This is a genomic window from Xanthomonas sp. DAR33341, from assembly GCF_003992815.1.
GTDB lineage: Bacteria > Pseudomonadota > Gammaproteobacteria > Xanthomonadales > Xanthomonadaceae > Xanthomonas > Xanthomonas cissicola.
In genome coordinates this window covers 152739-170725 of sequence record NZ_QEYV01000010.1, presented here as the reverse complement: position 1 = coordinate 170725, position 17987 = coordinate 152739, and the positions used below count along the sequence as shown (strand labels likewise).

13 protein-coding genes and 1 pseudogene are annotated in these 17987 nt (G+C 66.2%); 10 read left to right on the top strand and 4 right to left on the bottom strand.

Translation table 11 applies throughout. From position 1 onward, the window contains the following. Positions 1-11 precede the first annotated feature (11 nt). On the top strand, positions 12-899 hold the full coding sequence (locus tag EO156_RS01295; protein ID WP_016848807.1) for a LysR family transcriptional regulator: 888 nt from the start codon (positions 12-14) through the stop codon (positions 897-899). A gap of 284 nt (positions 900-1183) precedes the next feature. On the opposite strand, the pseudogene EO156_RS01290 reads toward EO156_RS01295, so the two are convergent. Continuing rightward, a pseudogene (locus EO156_RS01290) lies at positions 1184-2061 on the bottom strand (hypothetical protein). A gap of 331 nt (positions 2062-2392) precedes the next feature. On the opposite strand from EO156_RS01290, the gene EO156_RS01285 reads away from it, so the two are divergent. Continuing rightward, on the top strand, positions 2393-3061 hold the full coding sequence (locus tag EO156_RS01285; RefSeq protein ID WP_016848809.1) for a hypothetical protein: 669 nt from the start codon (positions 2393-2395) through the stop codon (positions 3059-3061). 140 nt (positions 3062-3201) lie between these two features. Here EO156_RS01285 and EO156_RS01280 read toward each other — a convergent pair whose 3' ends face one another. Together EO156_RS01280 and EO156_RS01275 are read right to left on the bottom strand one after the other, a co-directional pair. Beyond that, the gene (locus EO156_RS01280) at positions 3202-4014 is read right to left on the bottom strand and encodes a TatD family hydrolase (RefSeq protein WP_016848810.1); all 813 of its coding nucleotides are present in this window, start codon (positions 4012-4014) and stop codon (positions 3202-3204) included. Positions 4015-4321: 307 nt separating this feature from the next. Beyond that, positions 4322-5239, bottom strand: a complete 918-nt coding sequence (locus EO156_RS01275) for a LysR family transcriptional regulator (RefSeq protein WP_016848811.1) — start codon at positions 5237-5239, stop codon at positions 4322-4324. Between the two features lie 124 nt (positions 5240-5363). Here EO156_RS01275 and EO156_RS01270 point away from each other — a divergent pair, with 124 nt between their 5' ends. From EO156_RS01270 to gvpU, 8 genes are all read left to right on the top strand, one after another. Next, positions 5364-6416, top strand: a complete 1053-nt coding sequence (locus tag EO156_RS01270; protein ID WP_016848812.1) for an aromatic ring-hydroxylating dioxygenase subunit alpha — start codon at positions 5364-5366, stop codon at positions 6414-6416. A 17-nt stretch (positions 6417-6433) separates the two neighbouring features. Next, positions 6434-7393, top strand: coding sequence for a PDR/VanB family oxidoreductase (locus EO156_RS01265; RefSeq protein WP_005915182.1), 960 nt, complete (start codon positions 6434-6436; stop codon positions 7391-7393). A gap of 366 nt (positions 7394-7759) precedes the next feature. Next, positions 7760-9073, top strand: a complete 1314-nt coding sequence (locus tag EO156_RS01255; protein WP_026006784.1) for an NCS2 family permease — start codon at positions 7760-7762, stop codon at positions 9071-9073. 126 nt (positions 9074-9199) lie between these two features. Beyond that, positions 9200-10744, top strand: a complete 1545-nt coding sequence (locus EO156_RS01250) for an adenosine deaminase (protein ID WP_016848814.1) — start codon at positions 9200-9202, stop codon at positions 10742-10744. 151 nt (positions 10745-10895) lie between these two features. After that, positions 10896-12011 carry a nucleoside hydrolase gene (locus EO156_RS01245; RefSeq protein ID WP_026006785.1) on the top strand — a complete coding sequence of 372 codons (1116 nt, stop codon included), beginning with the start codon at positions 10896-10898 and terminating at the stop codon, positions 12009-12011. Between the two features lie 485 nt (positions 12012-12496). Next, positions 12497-13957 carry an AtzE family amidohydrolase gene (locus tag EO156_RS01240; RefSeq protein WP_029827843.1) on the top strand — a complete coding sequence of 487 codons (1461 nt, stop codon included), beginning with the start codon at positions 12497-12499 and terminating at the stop codon, positions 13955-13957. Continuing rightward, complete coding sequence (locus tag EO156_RS01235; protein ID WP_016849535.1) at positions 13957-15537, top strand: gamma-glutamyltransferase family protein; 1581 nt, start codon at positions 13957-13959, stop codon at positions 15535-15537. Before EO156_RS01240 ends, EO156_RS01235 begins: the two co-directional genes overlap by 1 nt. A gap of 223 nt (positions 15538-15760) precedes the next feature. After that, complete coding sequence (gvpU, locus tag EO156_RS01230; protein ID WP_003489409.1) at positions 15761-16219, top strand: gas vesicle accessory protein GvpU; 459 nt, start codon at positions 15761-15763, stop codon at positions 16217-16219. Between the two features lie 316 nt (positions 16220-16535). Here gvpU and EO156_RS01225 read toward each other — a convergent pair whose 3' ends face one another. Next, positions 16536-17735 carry an MFS transporter gene (locus tag EO156_RS01225; protein ID WP_016849534.1) on the bottom strand — a complete coding sequence of 400 codons (1200 nt, stop codon included), beginning with the start codon at positions 17733-17735 and terminating at the stop codon, positions 16536-16538. Positions 17736-17987: the final 252 nt, after the last annotated feature.

Sequence of the window (17987 nt, the reverse complement as noted above, 5' to 3'; positions counted from 1 at the left end):
GGAACAGATGGATGGAGTTGCGCCACCTGCGTTATTTCCTGGCGGTTGCCGAAGAAGGCAACTTCACCCGCGCCGCCGCGCGCGTGGGCATTGGCCAACCGCCGCTCAGCCAGCAGATCCACACCCTGGAACGCGAGCTGGGCACGCCATTGTTTCGGCGCACGCACAGCGGCGCCGAACTCACTGCGGCTGGCGAGGCGTTTTTGGGCGAGGTGCGCCGCGTACTTGCCGATGTGGAACGCGCCGCCGAAACCGCACGCCGGGTGGCGCGCGGCGAATCCGGACGGTTGCGCCTGGGATTCACCGCCTCTGCCGCCTTCAGCCCGGTGGTGCCGCGCCTGATTCGCGACTTCCGCCGCAAATGGCCGCAGGTCGAATTGCTGCTGGAAGAGACCAATACCGCCAGCCTGCTGGTCGGGCTGGCCGATGGCCGTCTGGATGCAGCGTTCGTGCGCTATGGGCTGAGCACGCCAGCGGATTTGCAGTTGCTGCGCTTTGCCGACGAGCCGATGAAGATCGCCGTGCCGGCCGCGCACCCCCTGGCCACGCGCAACAGCGCGCCGTTGGCGGCGCTGGCCGGCGAGCCCTTTATCCTGTTTCCGCGCAGTTTCGGCTCGAGCCTGTACGACGAAATCCTCGCCGCCTGCCGCGACTCCGGCGTGACCTTGCGCATCACCCAGGAGGCGCCGCAGATGTCGTCCATCATCAATCTGGTAGCCGCCGAACTAGGTGTTTCGGTGGTGCCCGCCTCCACCGCGCAGCTGCAGCGGCCCGGCGTGCGCTATCTGGATATCGAAGGCCATATGCCGCTGGCGCGACTGGCCCTGGCCGCCGCGCCGGGTGGATTGGAAACCACACCGTTGGTGCGGCATTTGTGGGCGCTGGCAAAGTTGCTCTAGCGCTGGCCACACGACCTACGATACAGCGACATTCTTGCTTGATGCCGTTGGACGATGTTGATCCTGGGCCCCGGTCATTGCCGACCGCCTGCACTGGCCGCGAGGAGCCGGCGCTCACTGCAGGCATCGTTTGAGTTGGAACCCATCATTTTCAAGATCATCGAAGTCTGGGCAGTCCCGGGTTGTTACTCGCGCAGGGAACACCAAGGCAGACGTTACGTCGCTGCACTTTGGAATACCAATCGCCGTCCTATGGAGCTCATTGAGACTCTGCGGCTCGCTCTTCAAGAAATGCCATCGCTGGCGCCATCGTGCATCCCAGGATCGCTTACCGCCTTCCGCCTGCTTGGCGAGTAACCTTCCTTTAGGACATTGGCCAGCGCAGGTCGCATATAATCCCAATAGCCTGGGTCTTGACTTCGAAGCATCGCTTCAAGCGATATAGTGACACTATCGAAGTACGCGATAGCATCCCCACGGCAGCCGTTGTATTCGATGCCGGAACCATTGGCATCAGTCCCCGCCAGTTCATTCGAGATGTCTTCCAAATCTTTTATATTTAAATCGACATCATTCAAGATGTGCTTTTTTCCCCTCGAGTTGAGAGCTCTTGTTTCAGCAGCTTCAGGCGGACCAGAAAATCGTTCGATTTTGCAAGATGTGATTCCAGTTTCTTTTGATTGCCGATTTTTTTCTCAAAGTTCAGCAGATTGCGATCAATTCGGTCAAGGCGGCGTTGAGCGATATAGCCACCTTCATGACCCATGCTCTCCAACACCTGCTTGTCCCGATCAATGATTCCCTTAAGATTATCCAGATTGGATGCTTGCCGGCCGCCGACACTTGTTCCCGCGCAGCGTTCCTGAAGACTCCGCCACTGGTCATCCAGAATTATCGCGCGCTGTAGCATCGATCGGCGTGTCTCGGTCAACTTCTCCAACTTCGATTGGGGGCGCGACTGGGCAGTGGATTGGCTCCTACTCCCGGAAGATCTGCGGGCCGGTCGCTCCAGGGATGACAGCCACATATCGGCAATCTGGCTTCCGGCGCAACTTTCGACGGCACCGTGCTCCTGCGGCCCGGCCGTCATGCTTCCTGCATGCGACATGGGGGTGCTGGTGGACGCTTCGGGGGTGCCATGCTCCCGCAATTCGGGCGCCATGTGTGCAGCGGGTATGCGTAGGCAGTTTCCCATTTTTGCATCTCCCATGCTTTTTTAAAGCATAGGCAACGATGCGCATGCCGCGTCCACGCCGACGGAAATCCCGCTTGCGTATGCGAAGGCCCGGCCTGCCAAGCAGCGAACTGTCGGGCAACTAACCAGTGGCTGTGAACATCGAAATTGATCGATGCCAGCAATTGCAGACGAAACTCAGTAAGGCAGCCCGCAGACCGACACTTACTCACCACCGGTTACGACGCGCAGCGTGAAACGCTTGACCTCAACTGCGCTTGAGGTCGTTCAATGCCGGTTTTCCAACGACATTGCCGCCATGCATTTGCGTCATCTGGTACTGCCCTGCCTGGACCCCGACCTGACCCTGCGCTTCTACCGTGATGTGCTGCAGTTGCCCGTACACGGCAACACGGTGCGCATCGGCTGGAGCACACTGGAGTGCGTGCAGGCGCAGCACCCGGTGGGCAGCGCGCATCTGGCCTTCAACGTCGCACCGTCGCGTTTCCAGGCCGCTGCGCAGTGGATTGGGGCACGCGCCACCTTGCTGAGCGATCCACACGGTCGCAAGCACTTCGCCCTGGACGGCGCCTGGCAGTCGCACTCGGTGTACTTCGGCGGGCCCGATGGCGCAGTGCTGGAGTTGATCGCGCGCAATGCCTTGCAGGATGCAGCGGCCGGTGAAGGCCAGTTCCGCGGCGAAGAACTGCTGTGCCTGAGCGAAATCGGCTTGCCTAGCCACAATGTCGAGGTGGTGACGCGCAGCCTGGCGCATCATTTCGGCCTGCGACCCTTCGCCCCGCCGCTGGAGGGCTTTGCGGCCTTGGGCGATGACCACGGCTTGTTGATCGTGGTCGACCGGCGCCGGCGGTGGTTTCCGCAACAACGGCAACTGCCTTGGGCCGACGGCCTGCGCATCAGCGTGGACGCGCCAGAACCCGGCCTGCGGCTGCGCGATGCGCAGGGGTGGGAGTTGCTGGCGGCGTAACTGCCGCGGCCCGATCCACTTGGATCCGCGCGCGGCAGCACGGCGCTCACCGCCGGTCAATGCGGCCGGCTCGGTGCGGCATGCGGCACGCATGCAGTGCGGTATCCGCGCACCGTGGTGCCCACGATTGCGACATGGTGTTAGCCGCTCGTGGTGCTGGCAGGCGCCGACAAGCGGAAGAACGCACGCGCCGCGGCCGTGCTGTTGGCGGCGGTCACCGCGACATCCTCGCCACGATCGCGCGCCAGCTCTTCGACGATATGCGACAGGAACATCGGCTCGTTGCGACGATCCTTGGGCATCGGCTTGAGCGTGCGCGGCAGCAGGTACGGCGCATCGGTTTCGATCATCAAACGGTTGGCCGGAATGTTGCGCACCAGCTCGCGCAGATGCGCACCGCGGCGCTCATCGCAGAGCCAGCCGGTGATGCCGATGTAGTAATCGCGGTCCAGATACGCGAACAGTTCGTCGCGCGTGCCGGTGAAGCAATGCACCACCGCCGCACCCAGGCGCCCCTCGAAGCTGCGCATGATGGCGATGAAATCCTCGTGCGCGTCGCGCTGGTGCAGGAACAGCGGCTTGCCGTTGTCGGCGGCCAACTGCAGCTGGCGTTCGAAGGCCTTGCGCTGCGCAGGGCGCGGCGCAAAATCGCGGAAGTAATCCAGCCCACACTCGCCCACTGCCACCACCTGCGGATGCGCCTGCAGGATGCGCATTTCCGCTTCGCATTCGGCAGTGAATTCCACTGCGTGATGCGGATGCACGCCGGCGGTGGCGTACAGGAATCCGGGGTGTTGCTGCGCCAGTTGCAAGGCCAGCGGCGAATGCTCGCGGCTGGCGCCGGTAATCACCAGCTGCGCCACGCCGGCATCGCGTGCGCGTTGCAGCACCGCATCGCGATCGCGGTCGAACGAGTCGTGGGTGAGGTTGGCGCCGATATCGATCAATTGCATGCTGCGGGTGTCGTGTGGGGGGTGAGCCGCGTAAGTGTAACGAGCGAGGGTTAGCTCCGCTGAGCCTCCCTTCTCCCGCTGGCGGGAGAGGTGGCGTGCAGCGCCGGAGGAGGGAAGCGCGCCGGCCGGGCTTGAACGCCCGGGCGCAGTATGGCCAAGCCTAGGTCGGCAGCTAGTTGATTGTGCCGACCGACTGCCCCCATCCGCCCTTCGGGCACCTTCCCCCGCAGGCGGGGGAAGGCAGGCGGCATTGACGATCTCCCTTCTCCCGCTGGCGGGAGAAGGGAGGCTCAGCGCCGGATGAGGGCTACTCCACCGCCGGCACCGCCATCGCATCGATCTTCGCTGCCAGCGCCTGGATCGCCAGTTGCGCCGAACGCGACAGTTGGCGCTGCGGCGCCACGCACAGCGCCAGCGTCATCGGCTTGGTCAGGTGCTGGCGAAACGGCACGAAGGCCAGACGTCCGTCGGCCACGTCCGGGGCGGCATCCAGCCACGACATCAACCCAACGCCGGCGCCGGCGCGCACCAACCCGCGCAGCGTACGCACGTCGTTGCAGTGGGTGAGCCGTTTCACGTCGATGTGCTGGCGCTGGTACAGCACCTTGGCGTGCTCGCCGACGATCAACGGGGCGGCGGGCAGCAACAGACGATGCTCCAGCGTCTCGCTCAGCTGCAGCTCGGTGCGGGTGCTCAACGGATGCCCCAACGGCATCGCAATGCCTAGCGGAATGTCCGCAAACGCGCGCACCTCCAGGTCCACGCTGCTGACCGGGTCCAGCAGCAGGCCGATATCCACATCGGCCGAGGTCACCATTTCCATCACCCGCTGGTTGCGCGCGGTGGAGAGGTTGAAGGTGATGCCCGGGTACTCCTGCACCAGCGCCGCCACCGCCGCCGGCACCACGCCCTCGCTGAGCGCGTCGATCATGGCGATCTCCACATGACCGCGGCGCAGGCCCTTGAGCTCGTCGAAGCGCTCCAGCGTGCGCGCGTAGGCCTTCTCCCAGCCGCGCACGTCCACCAGCAACAGCTCGCCCGCAGCGGTGAGCCGCAACCGGCCAGGCAGGCGTTCGAACAGCTGCGCCCCGAGCTCTTCTTCGGCCTTGAGGATCTGCCGGTCGATCGCCGACGCCGAGACGTGTAGTACCTCGGAGGCCTTGCGGATGCTGCCGCAGCGTGCCACTTCGATGAAATACCGGGTGAAGCGCGAGAAGGTCAGCATGCGGCGGGGCTCGGTTGACGTTGCATTTTTTGCAATGGCTTGGCTGAAAATCGATGTTTGATCACACACCCCCGGCTTCCTAGAGTCAATCGGCACCGCTCCCGCCTCACGCCAGAGACCGCCCATGGATGTCGCCGTCCCCACACTGCCGCTGCACTGCACCTTCGACGCTGCCGACTGGCGGCGCCTGGCCCAGCACTGGCATGCGGTGGCGCTGAGCAGCGAGGTGAGCGAGGCGCCATTCAAGGCCACCCTGCTGGACGAGCCGCTGGTGCTGTACCGGCTGGGCAGCGAGCTGGTGGCCGCGCGCGACGTCTGCCCGCACCGCGGGGTGCCGCTCAGCATGGGCACGGCCGATGGTGGCGGCGTGGTGTGCGCCTACCATGGGCTGCGCTTCGGCGCGGGCGGGCGCTGCAACCATATCCCCGCCAGCCCCAGCCAGAACATCCCGGCCAAGATGCGCCTGCACACCTATGCGGTGGCCGAGCGCTACGGGCTGATCTGGGTGTGCCTGGCCAAGCCGGCCGGGGTGAGCGATGCGGACATCCAGATCCCGCCGATGCCGGGCTGGGACGAAGACGGCTTCCAGCAGATCGTGTGCCCGGCCTTCGACATCGGCGGCAGCGCCGCGCGCCAGCTGGAAGGCTTCATCGACGTGGCGCATTTCGCCTTCGTGCACACCGCCACCTTCGCCCAGCCGGACAAGCGCGAAGTGCCGGCCTACACCACCACCGAAACGCCGACCGGCTTCAATGCCGACTACCTGAGCACCGTGGCGAATTATTCGGTGGACATGCCGCTGCCGGACGTGGACCCGAACTTCCAATGGCTGCGTCATTTCGAGGTGCATCTGCCTTTCACCGCCACGCTCACCATCCACTTCCCGGTGCCGGGCAAGCGGCTGGTGATCATGAATGCCGCCAGCCCGGTGTCCAAGCACACCACCCGCCTGCTGGTGCCGATCGCGCGCAATTTCGACACCCATCTGCCGGTGGAAGACGTGCATGCGTTCAACCTGCGCGTGTTCGAAGAAGACCGCGCCATGGTGGAAGCGCAGCGGCCGGAATATCTGCCGCTGGACCCGCTGCTGGAAGTGCATATTCCCGCCGATCGCAGTTCCATCGCGTATCGCCGCGGGCTGCGCAGCCAGGGTTATAGCGACTTCTTCCTGCGCTGACGGCCGAGGACACCCGCATGAGCCTGCATGAAGTGCGCGTTGCCGACGTCGTCGACCAGGGTCATCGCCAGCGCGCGATTCGGCTGGAACCGGTGGGCGCGCAATTGCCGGCATTCGAGGCCGGCGCGCATGTCGACCTGCATCTGCCGGATGGCTTGATTCGCCAGTACTCGATCGCCAGCGCGCCGCATGTGCGCGACCACTATCTGCTGTGCGTCAAGCTGGCCGACGCCTCGCGCGGTGGGTCGCGGCATCTGTGCGAGCAGCTTGCGCCCGGCGACCGCCTGCGCATCTCCACACCGCGCAATCTGTTCCCGCTGCACCCGGGCGAGCGCCACGTGCTGCTGGCCGCTGGCATCGGGATCACCCCGCTGCTGTCGATGGCCGAAGCACTGGAAGCGCGCGGCGAGCCCTTCGTGCTGCATTACTACGCACGCCGGCATGCCGATGTGGCGTTTTCGCAGCGGCTGCAACAAGGCTTTACGCATGGGCAGGTGTCCCTGCATCTGAGCGATGGCGGGCAGAGCCCACGCGTGCATGTACCCGAGGAACTGGGCCAGGCGCGTGCATGCGATCAGCTGTATCTGTGCGGGCCGGCGGCGTTCATGGACCACTTCACCGTGCTGGCGAAGGCGCATGGCTGGACGGCGGCGCAACTGCATCGCGAACACTTCGCCGCCCCCGCGCCCAGCCTTGCCCACGATGCCGACAGCGCGTTCGAGGTGGAACTGGCCGCCAGCGGCCGCGTGGTGCAGGTGCCGGCCGACTGCAGCATCGCCAGTGCCCTGCTCGATGCCGGTATCGAGGTGCCGCTGTCGTGCGAACAAGGCATGTGTGGCGCCTGTCTGACCGGCGTGCTGGCTGGCACGCCAGATCACCGCGACAGCGTGCTCAGCGACGCCGAACGCGCCACCAATCGGCAGATCACCGTGTGCTGTTCGCGCAGCCGCTCGCCGCGGTTGGTGCTGGATCTTTGAACGCTGTTTCCGCGGCGCCACTGCAACTGTTCAGTCACCTTGCGCAGCCTGACGCCTCGCTTGCCTTTCACGATGGCGGGCAACAGAGCGCGCCATCGCGCACGGCACGTGCGCTCTCGTGCGTGCATCAGCGGCGGGACCTGCGCCGCAACGATGCGCGATGCCGCGTGACGCGTCCGCGCTACCGTGCGTGAGCGCTCCTGCAGCGCAATCCGTGCCCGAGGTCCGTGGCAAGCGCAACGCAACAGGGCAAGATGGGCCGCCCGCGTGCGTGCGCTGCCACGCACGCCGCCCCGTATCGATGAGATGTCTGCCGATGTTCCTTTGTCCTGCCGTCGACCTGACCTGCATCGCGAGCGCATGCTGATGCGCTGGCCCGGTTTTGCGCTTGCCGCCAACGGCAGCACCGTGCGCACCGAAATGCTGGCCGGTGCCACCACCTTCCTGACCATGGCGTACATCGTCTTCGTCAACCCCGACATCCTGGCCACCACCGGCATGGATCACGGCGCGGTGTTCGTGGCTACCTGCCTGGCTGCAGCACTGGGTTCGCTGTTGATGGGAGTGCTGGCCAACTATCCCATCGGCATGGCGCCCGGCATGGGCTTGAACGCGTTCTTCGCCTTCGGCGTGGTCGGCACATTGGGCTACAGCTGGCAGCAGACCCTGGGGCTGGTGTTCGTTTCCGGCTGCCTCTTTTTGCTGCTCACCGTCACCGGCGCGCGGCGCTGGTTGGTGGATGGCATTCCGACCACCTTGCGCAGCGCCATTGCGGCGGGCATCGGCTTGTTCCTGGCCTTGATCGGGCTGCAGAAGGCCGGATTGGTGGTGGCGCATCCGCAGACCTTGCTGACGTTGGGCGACTTGCACCGGCCCGAGCCGCTGCTTGCGCTGGCCGGGTTGCTGCTGATCGGCGTGCTTGAAGTGCGCCGCGTGCGGGGTGCCATGCTGCTCGGCATCCTTGCGGTGACCGGGGCAGCGCTGGCGTTGGGACTGGTGCGCTACGAAGGCGTCCTGGCGCTGCCGCCCAGCCTGGCGCCCACCGTGCTGCAGCTGGATATCGTCGGCGCCTTGCGCGGCCATGGCGGCGGCGGTGCGCTCGCTGCGGTACTGCATGTGGTGCTGGTGTTCGTGCTGGTGGAAATGTTCGACGCCACCGGCACGCTGATGGGTGTGGCGCAACGCGCCGGCCTGCTGCACACGCCCGCGCAGCGCCGCCAGTTCGACCGCGCGCTGCTTGCCGACAGTACCGCCATCCTGGCCGGCGCGCTGCTCGGCACTTCCAGTACCACCGCCTATGTGGAAAGCGCCGCCGGCGTGCAGGTGGGCGGGCGTACCGGCCTCACCGCGCTGGTGGTTGCCGCCCTATTTCTGCTCGCCCTGCTGTTCTCCCCGCTGGCCGCGATGGTGCCGGCCTACGCCACCGCGCCAGCCCTGATCTACCTGGCCTCGGTGATGCTGCGCGAATGCACGCAGATCCAGTGGGACGATGTGGGCGACGCGTTGCCGGCCGCCATCTGCATGCTCGCCATGCCGCTGACCTATTCCATTGCGACGGGGCTTGCGTTCGGCTTCATCACCTATGCCGCGCTCAGACTCGGCAGCGGCCGCTGGCGGGGTGTGCACCCGGCCACCTGGACCATCGCGGGCTTGTTCGTGCTGCGCTATGCGCTGGAATGATGCGTGCCTCACCTGTTCCAGGCCTGCTTACCGGCGCGCACGTGGGTGGCCTCGGGTCGCGCTGGCAGGCAAGCTATGCGGTCGCCGGCCGTCGCACGCCACCGTCTCTCCAAACGAGTCTCCTGCATGTTATTTCTTCGTCGCTGTCTGGTCCTGAGCGTATGGGCGTGCTTGCCCATCGTCGTGCACGCACGGCCAGCACCAGCGCCTGCGCAACAACGCCAACAGCAGGTGGCGCAGTTGTTCCGTGAGGCGGCCGCGCAGCCGGCGCAGCTACGCACCTGGCTACAGGCCATGCCGAAAGGTGGCGACCTGCATAACCACCTGTCCGGTTCGGTGTATGCCGAGACGTATCTGCAATGGGCCAGCGACGACGGCGCCTGCGTGCAAGTGGACGACCTGAGCCTGCGCGCGCCGCCATGCGGGGCCGGTCAGGAGTCCGCGCGCGGCCTGGCGGCACGCAACGCCGCGCTGTACGGGCGGATGGTGAATTCGCTGTCGATGCGCAACTTCCTGCCCGGCCCGGCGCAACCCAGCGGTCACGATCAGTTCTTCAGCACCTTCGGCAAGTTCGATGCGGTGGTCCGCACCCGTGTCGCCGACACCGTCGCCGCAGTGCTGGAGCAGGCCGCACGCGACCGCGTGCCGTATGTGGAAATCATCGCCAACCCGCCGCAGATGGATCAGGCTGCCAAGCGCATGCAGTCGCTGCCGTGGAAGGGCGAGGACGATGCCGCCAATCTGCGTGCGTTGCAGCCCGACCTGGCGCCGCTGGTGCAGGCCGCGCAACGCGATCTTGCCGACATCGACGCGCAGGTCCGGCGCGTACTGCGTTGCGACCAGGCCGATGCACGCCCCGGCTGCACGGTCGAGTACCGCTATGTTCCGTATGTGTTGCGCGTGCTGCCGCAGCCGATGGTGTTTGGGCAGATGGCGCTGGCGCATGCGCTGATCGCGGCCGGCGGCAGCCGCGCGGTGGCGCTGAACATCGTCGCGCCGGAAGACAATCCAGTGGCGTTGGCCGATTACGCGCGGCATATGGCGATGTTCCGCTTCTTCGCAACGCGCTACCCCGGTGTGCCGCTGTCGCTGCATGCCGGCGAGCTGGCGTTGGGGCTGGTGCCGCCGGCGCAGCTGCGCTCGCATATCCGGCAGGCGGTGGATGCAGGTGCGCGCCGCATCGGTCACGGGGTGGATCTACCCTACGAAGACGATGCGGAGGTACTGCTGCAACGCATGCGACGCGAACAGGTTGCGGTGGAGATCAACCTCACCAGCAACGATGTGATCCTGGGCATCAAAGGCGCCGCGCATCCGCTGGCGCTGTATCTGCGTGCCGGCGTGCCGGTCGTGCTGTCCACCGACGATGCCGGCGTCTCGCGTGCGGACATGACCCACGAGTACCAACGCGCGATGGAGGAACAGGGTATCGACTACCCCACCCTCAAACAGCTGGCCCGCAATGGCCTGCGCTACAGCTTCCTGCCGGGTGCGAGCCTGTGGGATGCCGACGGTAAAGCTGCGCAGGTCTGCGCCACTGCGTTGCAGCGCGAAACAGATGATGCTGCCTGTCGAGCATTCCGCCAGGGCAGCGAGAAGGCTCGGCTGCAATGGCAGCTGGAAACCGACCTGGCCCAGTACGAGCGCACGCTGTTGCTGCAACACAGATAGCGCCGACAACGACACGACATATTCCACGTAGGAGCGCGCCCGAGCGCGAACGGACTTTACCGGTAACGCCCCGTCGCGCGCAGGCACGCTCCTACAGATGCCTCACTCTATCGCCGGTGCAATGCCTTCAACCTTCCACGACAAAAACGCAATGACCGACCCGCACCTCCCCTCATCCAGACGCCGCGTCATTCTCGAAGACGACATCGATGGCTTCACCCCCGCACAGCTGCTGCTGTTGCAGTCGCCCGACGTCGAGGTGCTGGGTATCAGTGCCGTCAGCGGCAATATCTGGCGCGATGAGGTGCTGGCGCATACCTGCCGCCTGCTGGAACTGGCTGGCCATCCGCAGATTCCGGTGCTTCCCGGCCCGGTGCATCCGCTGATCAACAGCGAGTTGGCCACCGAACGCTGGGAAGCGCTGTACGGCAAACTCGTGTGGAAAGGCGCATGGACCAAGCACTGGGTGGACGGCGACACCGTGCAAAGCGCGCCGCGCTATCACGCCCACGATGTGGTGCCCGATCTGGCATTGGGCAATCCCAGTGTGGTGCGTCCCTCAGACGAGCCGGCCGCGTTGTTCATGCTGCGCATGGTGCGTCAGTACCCGGGCGAGGTCAGCATCATTGCCACTGGCCCGTTGACCAATCTGGCACTGGCGCAATCGCTGGACCCGGCCTTTGCCACGCTGGCGCGCGAGCTGGTCTATATGGGTGGCAGCCTCAATCCGCGGCAGCAACGCAACAGCGTGAGTGCGCAGCAATTCGCACGCGAATTCGTCAATTCGCCGCGACGCGAGTTCAATATCCGCTGGGACCCCGAAGCGGCCAGCATCGTCATGCGCGCGCCGTGGCGCCGGATCACCATGGTGCCGGTCGACCCGTCAACCGCCACCGAACTCACCGCCGAGTTGCTGGCGCGCATGAGTGCGGCCGACACCACGATTGGCCACGCACTGCGCCGCCGCGAGCCGGGCTTTCCGATGTGGGACGAACTGGCCACGGCCGTGTGGCTGCGCCCGGAATTGGCGAGGCATACGGAAACGCTGTACGTCGACACCAACACTGCCTTCGATGCCGGGTACGGCGATATCTTGTCGTGGGCGCCGGGGTATCAGCCCGGGCTGGGCGAGCAGGCGCAGACGGTGGTGCATGCGGTGGATGTGCCGGCAGTGGAGCAGCTGCTGGTCGACCGCCTCACCGCGCCACAGCCGCCGGCAGTGGGATCGCCCCTCCCCCTTCGCCCATCGGGACCTCGGTTCCCTTGATGGGGAGAGGGGGCCCGCAGGGCGGATGAGGGTGCGATAGCCGGTCGCCCTGCGACGCCGGTTGAGTAGGCGGCACTTTACGTGGAAGCAAATGCGTGACACATCTCCAACTGCCGTGACACCCTCGCCCAACGCCGCCAGCGCCCCCAGCCCGTGTTTGCGACGCGGGCGCTCCAATGCACGCGCGGCGGTGGCGCGTGAGCCCTGCCTTCTCGCCCTGCGAGAGAGCGGCTCGATCCGGGCATGAGGCAGAACGACGCGCCATGTCGCCGCTACGCGCTTAGATCGAGCGATAGAAGCTGCACATCCGCTGTCTTTGCAATGCAGGCGCATGTCTCAACATTTCGCGCATTCCCCTTCAGCGTTGCGTCATCACCCAAGGTATCAGCAGGCCCTGTGTGCAGACCCCGTACTCCCAGCAACCAAGCAAACGCTCGAATCACAAATCCCCAATCCCCAAATCCCCGCTCCCCAACAGGTGATCCATGCAACTCCCAGCGCAGTGGCAGGCCGGCGTCGATCGCAATACCGAAGTGCTGCGCGGGCACGCGCAGCTGCTGGCCACCTTCCATGGGCCGCCTGCAACGGCGCATGAGGGCGGCGGCCCACGCGGCCAGATCGCCTCCATCGTCAGCACTACGCGCAGCCAGCCCACACTGGCCGCGCGACTGGCCACCCAGACGCTGACACGCATCAACCAGGCCAACGACCGCCTGTGCGCCATTACCCGCCTGCTGCCTGCGCGTGCCGCGGCCGATGCCGCGCGCGTGCAGGCTGCGCTTGCCGGTGGCAGCGACGGTGGCGCGTTGGCCGGCGTGCCATTCGTGGTCAAGGACCTGTTCGATGTGGCCGGGCAGGTCACCACCGCCGGCGCCGCAGTGCGTGCGCATTGCCCGCCTGCCAGCCGCGATGCAGCGGTGGTGCAACGGCTCGGCGAAGCCGGCGCAGTGTTGGTGGGTACCGCCAACATGGACGAATTCGCGTACGGCTTCGCCACGGTCAATGCTCATTACGGCACGACTGCCAATCCGCACGATGACCAGCACCTGGCGGGCGGCTCATCGGGCGGCTCGGCGGCAGCGGTGGCCGCCGGGCTGGTGCCGTTCGCGCTTGGCTCGGACACCAACGGCTCCATCCGCGTGCCGGCCGCGCTGTGCGGCATCTACGGCCTGCGTCCCACGCACGGCGCCGTGCCCCTGGATGGGGTGTTCCCCTTTGTCGATGCACTGGATGTGGTCGGCCCATTCGCCACCTCGGTGGCCGACCTGCGCTGCGTGTACGACGTACTGCGCGGGCAGCCGCTGCCTTCGTGCCATGCCGGCAAGCTGCGCGTCGCGCGGTTGGGCGGCTGGTTCCAGCGCAATCTGGATCCGGATCTGGAGGCCGGGCTGCAGGCCCTGCTCGCCGCCTGCAACAGCCTTGCGTCGATCGACCTGCCCGAGGCCGAACGCGCACGCGCCGCGGCCTTCGTCCTGACCGCTGCCGAGGGCGGGCATCGTCACCGCAGCGCGCTCACCGCGCACGGCGCGCAGTTCGACCCGGCCACCCGCGACCGCCTGCTTGCCGGCTTGCAGCTGCCTGCCAGCGCGGTGGCCGATGCGCACCGCTTCGCGCAGTGGTTTGCCGATGCCATGCACGCGCTGTGGGATCAGGTGGATGTGCTCATCGCGCCGGCCACTCCCTGCGTGGCGCCACGCATCGACCAGGACACCATCCAGATCGACGGTTTGCCCGTCTCCGCGCGTGCGAATCTGGGTATTTTCACCCAGCCACTCGGCCTGGCCGCCTGCCCGGTGCTGGCCGCACCGTTGCCGCGTCCCGGGCGCCTGCCACTGGGCGTGCAACTGATCGCCGCGCCCGGCCGTGAAGACCGCCTGTTTGCGCTGGCCACGCAACTCGAGCGCGACGGCCTGCTCGCCTTCAGCCCGCCGCCGGAGCCACGCTGATGCTGCAGACCCTGCGCGCGCGCCGCGGCATGGTGGTCGCACCGCATCATCTTGCCGCACAGGCTGGACGCGATGTCTTGCGCGACGGTGGCACTGCCATCGAAGCGGCCGTCGCCACCGCCGCCTGCCTGGCGGTGGTCTACCCGCACATGACCGGCATCGGCGGCGATGGCTTCTGGCTCATCCACGAACCCGATGGCCGCGTGCATGCCATTGATGCCTGCGGCCGCGCGGCGCAGGCGGCAACACTGGATTTCTATCGTGGCCACGCCCACATTCCGTGGCGCGGGCCAGGCGCGGCCAATACCGTGGCCGGCACCGTCTCCGGCTGGGCGCTGGCCCTGCAACAGGCAAACGGCAGCTTGTCGCTGCAACGCCTGTTGAGCGATGCGATCCATCACGCCAGCGCCGGCGTGCCGGTCACGCTGGGCGGCGCGCAGATTGCCGCCAGCAAGGGCGCAGAACTGCGCCCGCAACCCGGCGCCTATCGCGAGATATTCGAGCCGCACGGAGCTCCATTGCAGGAGGGCGCACTACTGCAGCAGCCGCAACTGGCGCGCAGCTTGCAGCGGCTCGCCGACGAAGGGCTGGAGGGTTTCTATCGCGGTTCGCTCGCCCACGACATCGCTGCAGATCTGCACGCACTCGGCAGCCCGCTCAGCGCACACGATCTTGCCGCCCATCGCGCCGACGCCAGCGTGCCGTTATCGGTTGTCATCCAGGGCGCGCGTCTCTACAACCACGCGCCACCCACGCAGGGGCTCGCCTCGCTGTTGATCCTGGCGCTATTCGATCGCCTGAAGGTAGGAAGCGCAGACGGCCACGCACACCTGCACGGGCTGATCGAAGCCAGCAAGCAGGCGTTCCTGATCCGCGACGCACACCTGGGCGACCCGGCCTGGATGACGCTCGACGCGCAAGCGCTGCTCGACGACAGCGCCGCACTCGATGCGCTCGCCGCACGCATCGACATGAGCGCCGCATTGCCGTGGCCACAGCCCTCGCAGGCCGGCGACACCGTCTGGTTCGGCGCCATCGACGCGCACGGCCGCGCGGTCAGCTGCATCCAGTCCACCTACTTCGAATTCGGCTCGGGCCTGGTATTGCCGCGCACCGGCATCACCTGGCAGAACCGCGGCTGCAGCTTCCGCCTCGCCCCCGATGGTTGGAACGCGCTCGCCCCCGGGCGCAAGCCCTTCCACACCCTCAACCCGGCGCTGGCCACCTTCGACGACGGCCGCGTCATGGCCTACGGCACCATGGGCGGCGAAGGCCAGCCGCAAACACAGGCCGCGGTGTTCTCTCGCTACGCCCGCTTCGGCATGCCGCTGCAGCAGGCGGTCAGCGCACCGCGCTGGCTGCTCGGCCGCACCTGGGGCGAAGACAGCACGTCGTTGAAGCTGGAAAACCGCTTCGACCCGGCAGTCGTGCAGGCCCTGCGCAACGCCGGGCATGCGGTGGAACTGCTGCCGGCGTATAGCTCGGTGATGGGTCATGCAGGTGCCTTGGTGCGCGAGCGAGATGGCGTCCTGAGTGGTGCCAGCGATCCGCGCTCGGATGGGGCGGTGGCGGCATGGTGACCGCAGCGGTCGTTCCGCTACGGCCACTCGCCCCACGCGCGCATGGGCGCGCACCGGATGAAAGCGTCCATGTGTCGCAAGACCGTCGTGCGGAAGCCTTCGTAGCGAACCCAACCACGGCAACTTTGGCGGTCCGTGTGCCATGCTTAAGCACGCCAAGGGCGAGCCATCCACATCTGCGTGACGGCTAACGCGTCGTTGAATCCACTTAAAGGAGAGCAACATGACAGAGCAAGATCAATATCAACCCTCGCTGGAAGACGTCAAGCTGGCGTTCGATGGCCAGAGCGTGGATTGGTATCTGCAGAAGCTGGTCGGCATTGCCAACACCTCGGACGTGCAGTTCGGCGTCACGCTGTTTGTCGAAGGCATCGTCATTTCCGGCCAATTGGTCAGCGGCAAGCGCTATTTCGAGGCGTTCGCGCAGGAGTTCTCTGCTGCCTATCCGGGCGGTGCCGACGAAAAAGAGGATATTCGTCGCGCGTTTGCCAGCCACGCCAGCATCTACGACTCCGAAGACGACACGCAGCAGAGCAGCACGCCGCCGCAGTTCATCCACCTGATCGAATCGCGTTGCTTCTCGCCCGGCGGCCAGCCCCTGCCCAGCAACCGTGGGGTGCTCTGGCGCGGCAAGGTCAATGCCGTCTCCGGCTTCACCCTTGGCTCGCTGTCGGCGGATTGAGCCTGACAAGTCCCATTGGTGCGAGGTGCTCGTCACCTCAGATCGGACTGTTGGAGATAGCGCCAGAGGTAGGCCACGACGGCACAACAGCCACACGCGCTTGCGTTTGCTGAACGGTGCGCTCGCCAGCGTCTTCCGTTGTCTCTCGGCATCAGACCGGCGCTGCTCGATGGCAGCAGCACCGGCCATGCGGCAATACCGACATAGACACCTTGGGTGTGCGCCGCCAGAGATAGCCAAGCACTGCCTCTGGCGGCGTTACGTGGCACGTGCCGACGCCCACGCAATGCGCGCCGCATCCTGCGATCGCCATCACTCACGGCTGCAAACGATCGCCCCGGCCTGCAACCAGTGACGAGGCCAGCAGCAACACGCTGGCACCGACAAAGGTGGCGCCGATCGACACATGATCCAGCAGCACGCCGCCTGCGGCCCCGCCCAGCATGATGGAGAGCTGGATTGCGGCAACCATCAGGCCGCCGCCGCTTTCCGGTGCGTCCTTGACGCAGCGGCTCAACCAGGTGGACCAAGCCACCGGCATCGCCGAGTTGAGCGTGCCCCAGGCAATCATCGCCACTGCCACGGCCCACACCAGGTGACCGGCCAGCAGCATGCTGATGGTCGCTACACCCAGCGCGACCGGCAGCACGCTGAGCAGGGTGAACAAGCGCTTCGGCACTAACGCGGTGGCGGCAGAGGTACCGACGAATCCAGCCAGGCCCAGGCCGAGCAGCAGCAACGACAGGTGCGATACATCGACCTGCACAACGGTTTCCAGAAACGGGCGGAAGTAGGTGAACGCAGAAAACGCACCGGCAAATCCGAGCATTACCGCGAGCATGGCGCGCGCAACATAGCGACGCTTCAACAAGGTGACGATGCTGCCCAGCGAGGTGGCGCCCTGCGCGGGCATCGACGGCAGGCTGCGCCATTGCCAGACGATGGTCAGCGCCACCAACGGCAACATGCCCCAGAACACCCCGCGCCAGCCGATGCTGGCGCCCAGATAGCTGCCCAACGGCGCGGCGAATGCAGCAGCGACTGCGTTACCGATAAACACGATGCCCAGCGCCTTGGGCACCGCATGCTCGGGCATGATGCGCATCACCGTGGCGGTGGACAATGCCCAGAAGCCGCCGATGGTGATGCCGAGCAGCGCACGCGCCACCATCAACATTGCGAAGCTGTGCGCATTGGCGATCAACAGCAACGACAACAGCATCACCCCGGTCAGCGCGATCAACACATGGCGCCGGTTGAAGCGCGACGACAGCGGTGCGATCAGCAGGCTGGCGACCACAGCGAACAGGCCGGAAATCGAGATCGCCTGGCCGGCCATGCCGGCACTGGCGTGCAGATCGGAGGCGATCGGCGTGAGCAGGCTGACCGGCATGAATTCGGAAGCGATCAGCAGCGCAACGCAGAGCGACATCGAGCCGACCGCGCTCCAGGTCTGGCGGGTTGCGACGGGTGCGGTGCGCGAGGTTGAATCGGTAGCGAGCGAACTGGCTTGCATGTGGAGCCTTTGTGCGAAGTGGAATGCGAGACGAACGCCACGCCGCAAGCGCGCTGACGCCGCGCTCGATAGCACACCTGGTGTCCGGAAGGGATGCGCCGCAGGCGGCAGCGATGCACTGCATCGACCTGCCAGCGCAGCCACGCACCACGGGCGCAATGCAGCAACCGGTGCTGCGGCTCGGGCGTGTGCGTGCTGGGTGTGTTGCAGCTTACGCAGGCCGTGGGCAGCGATAAAGATGGCCGATCCGCA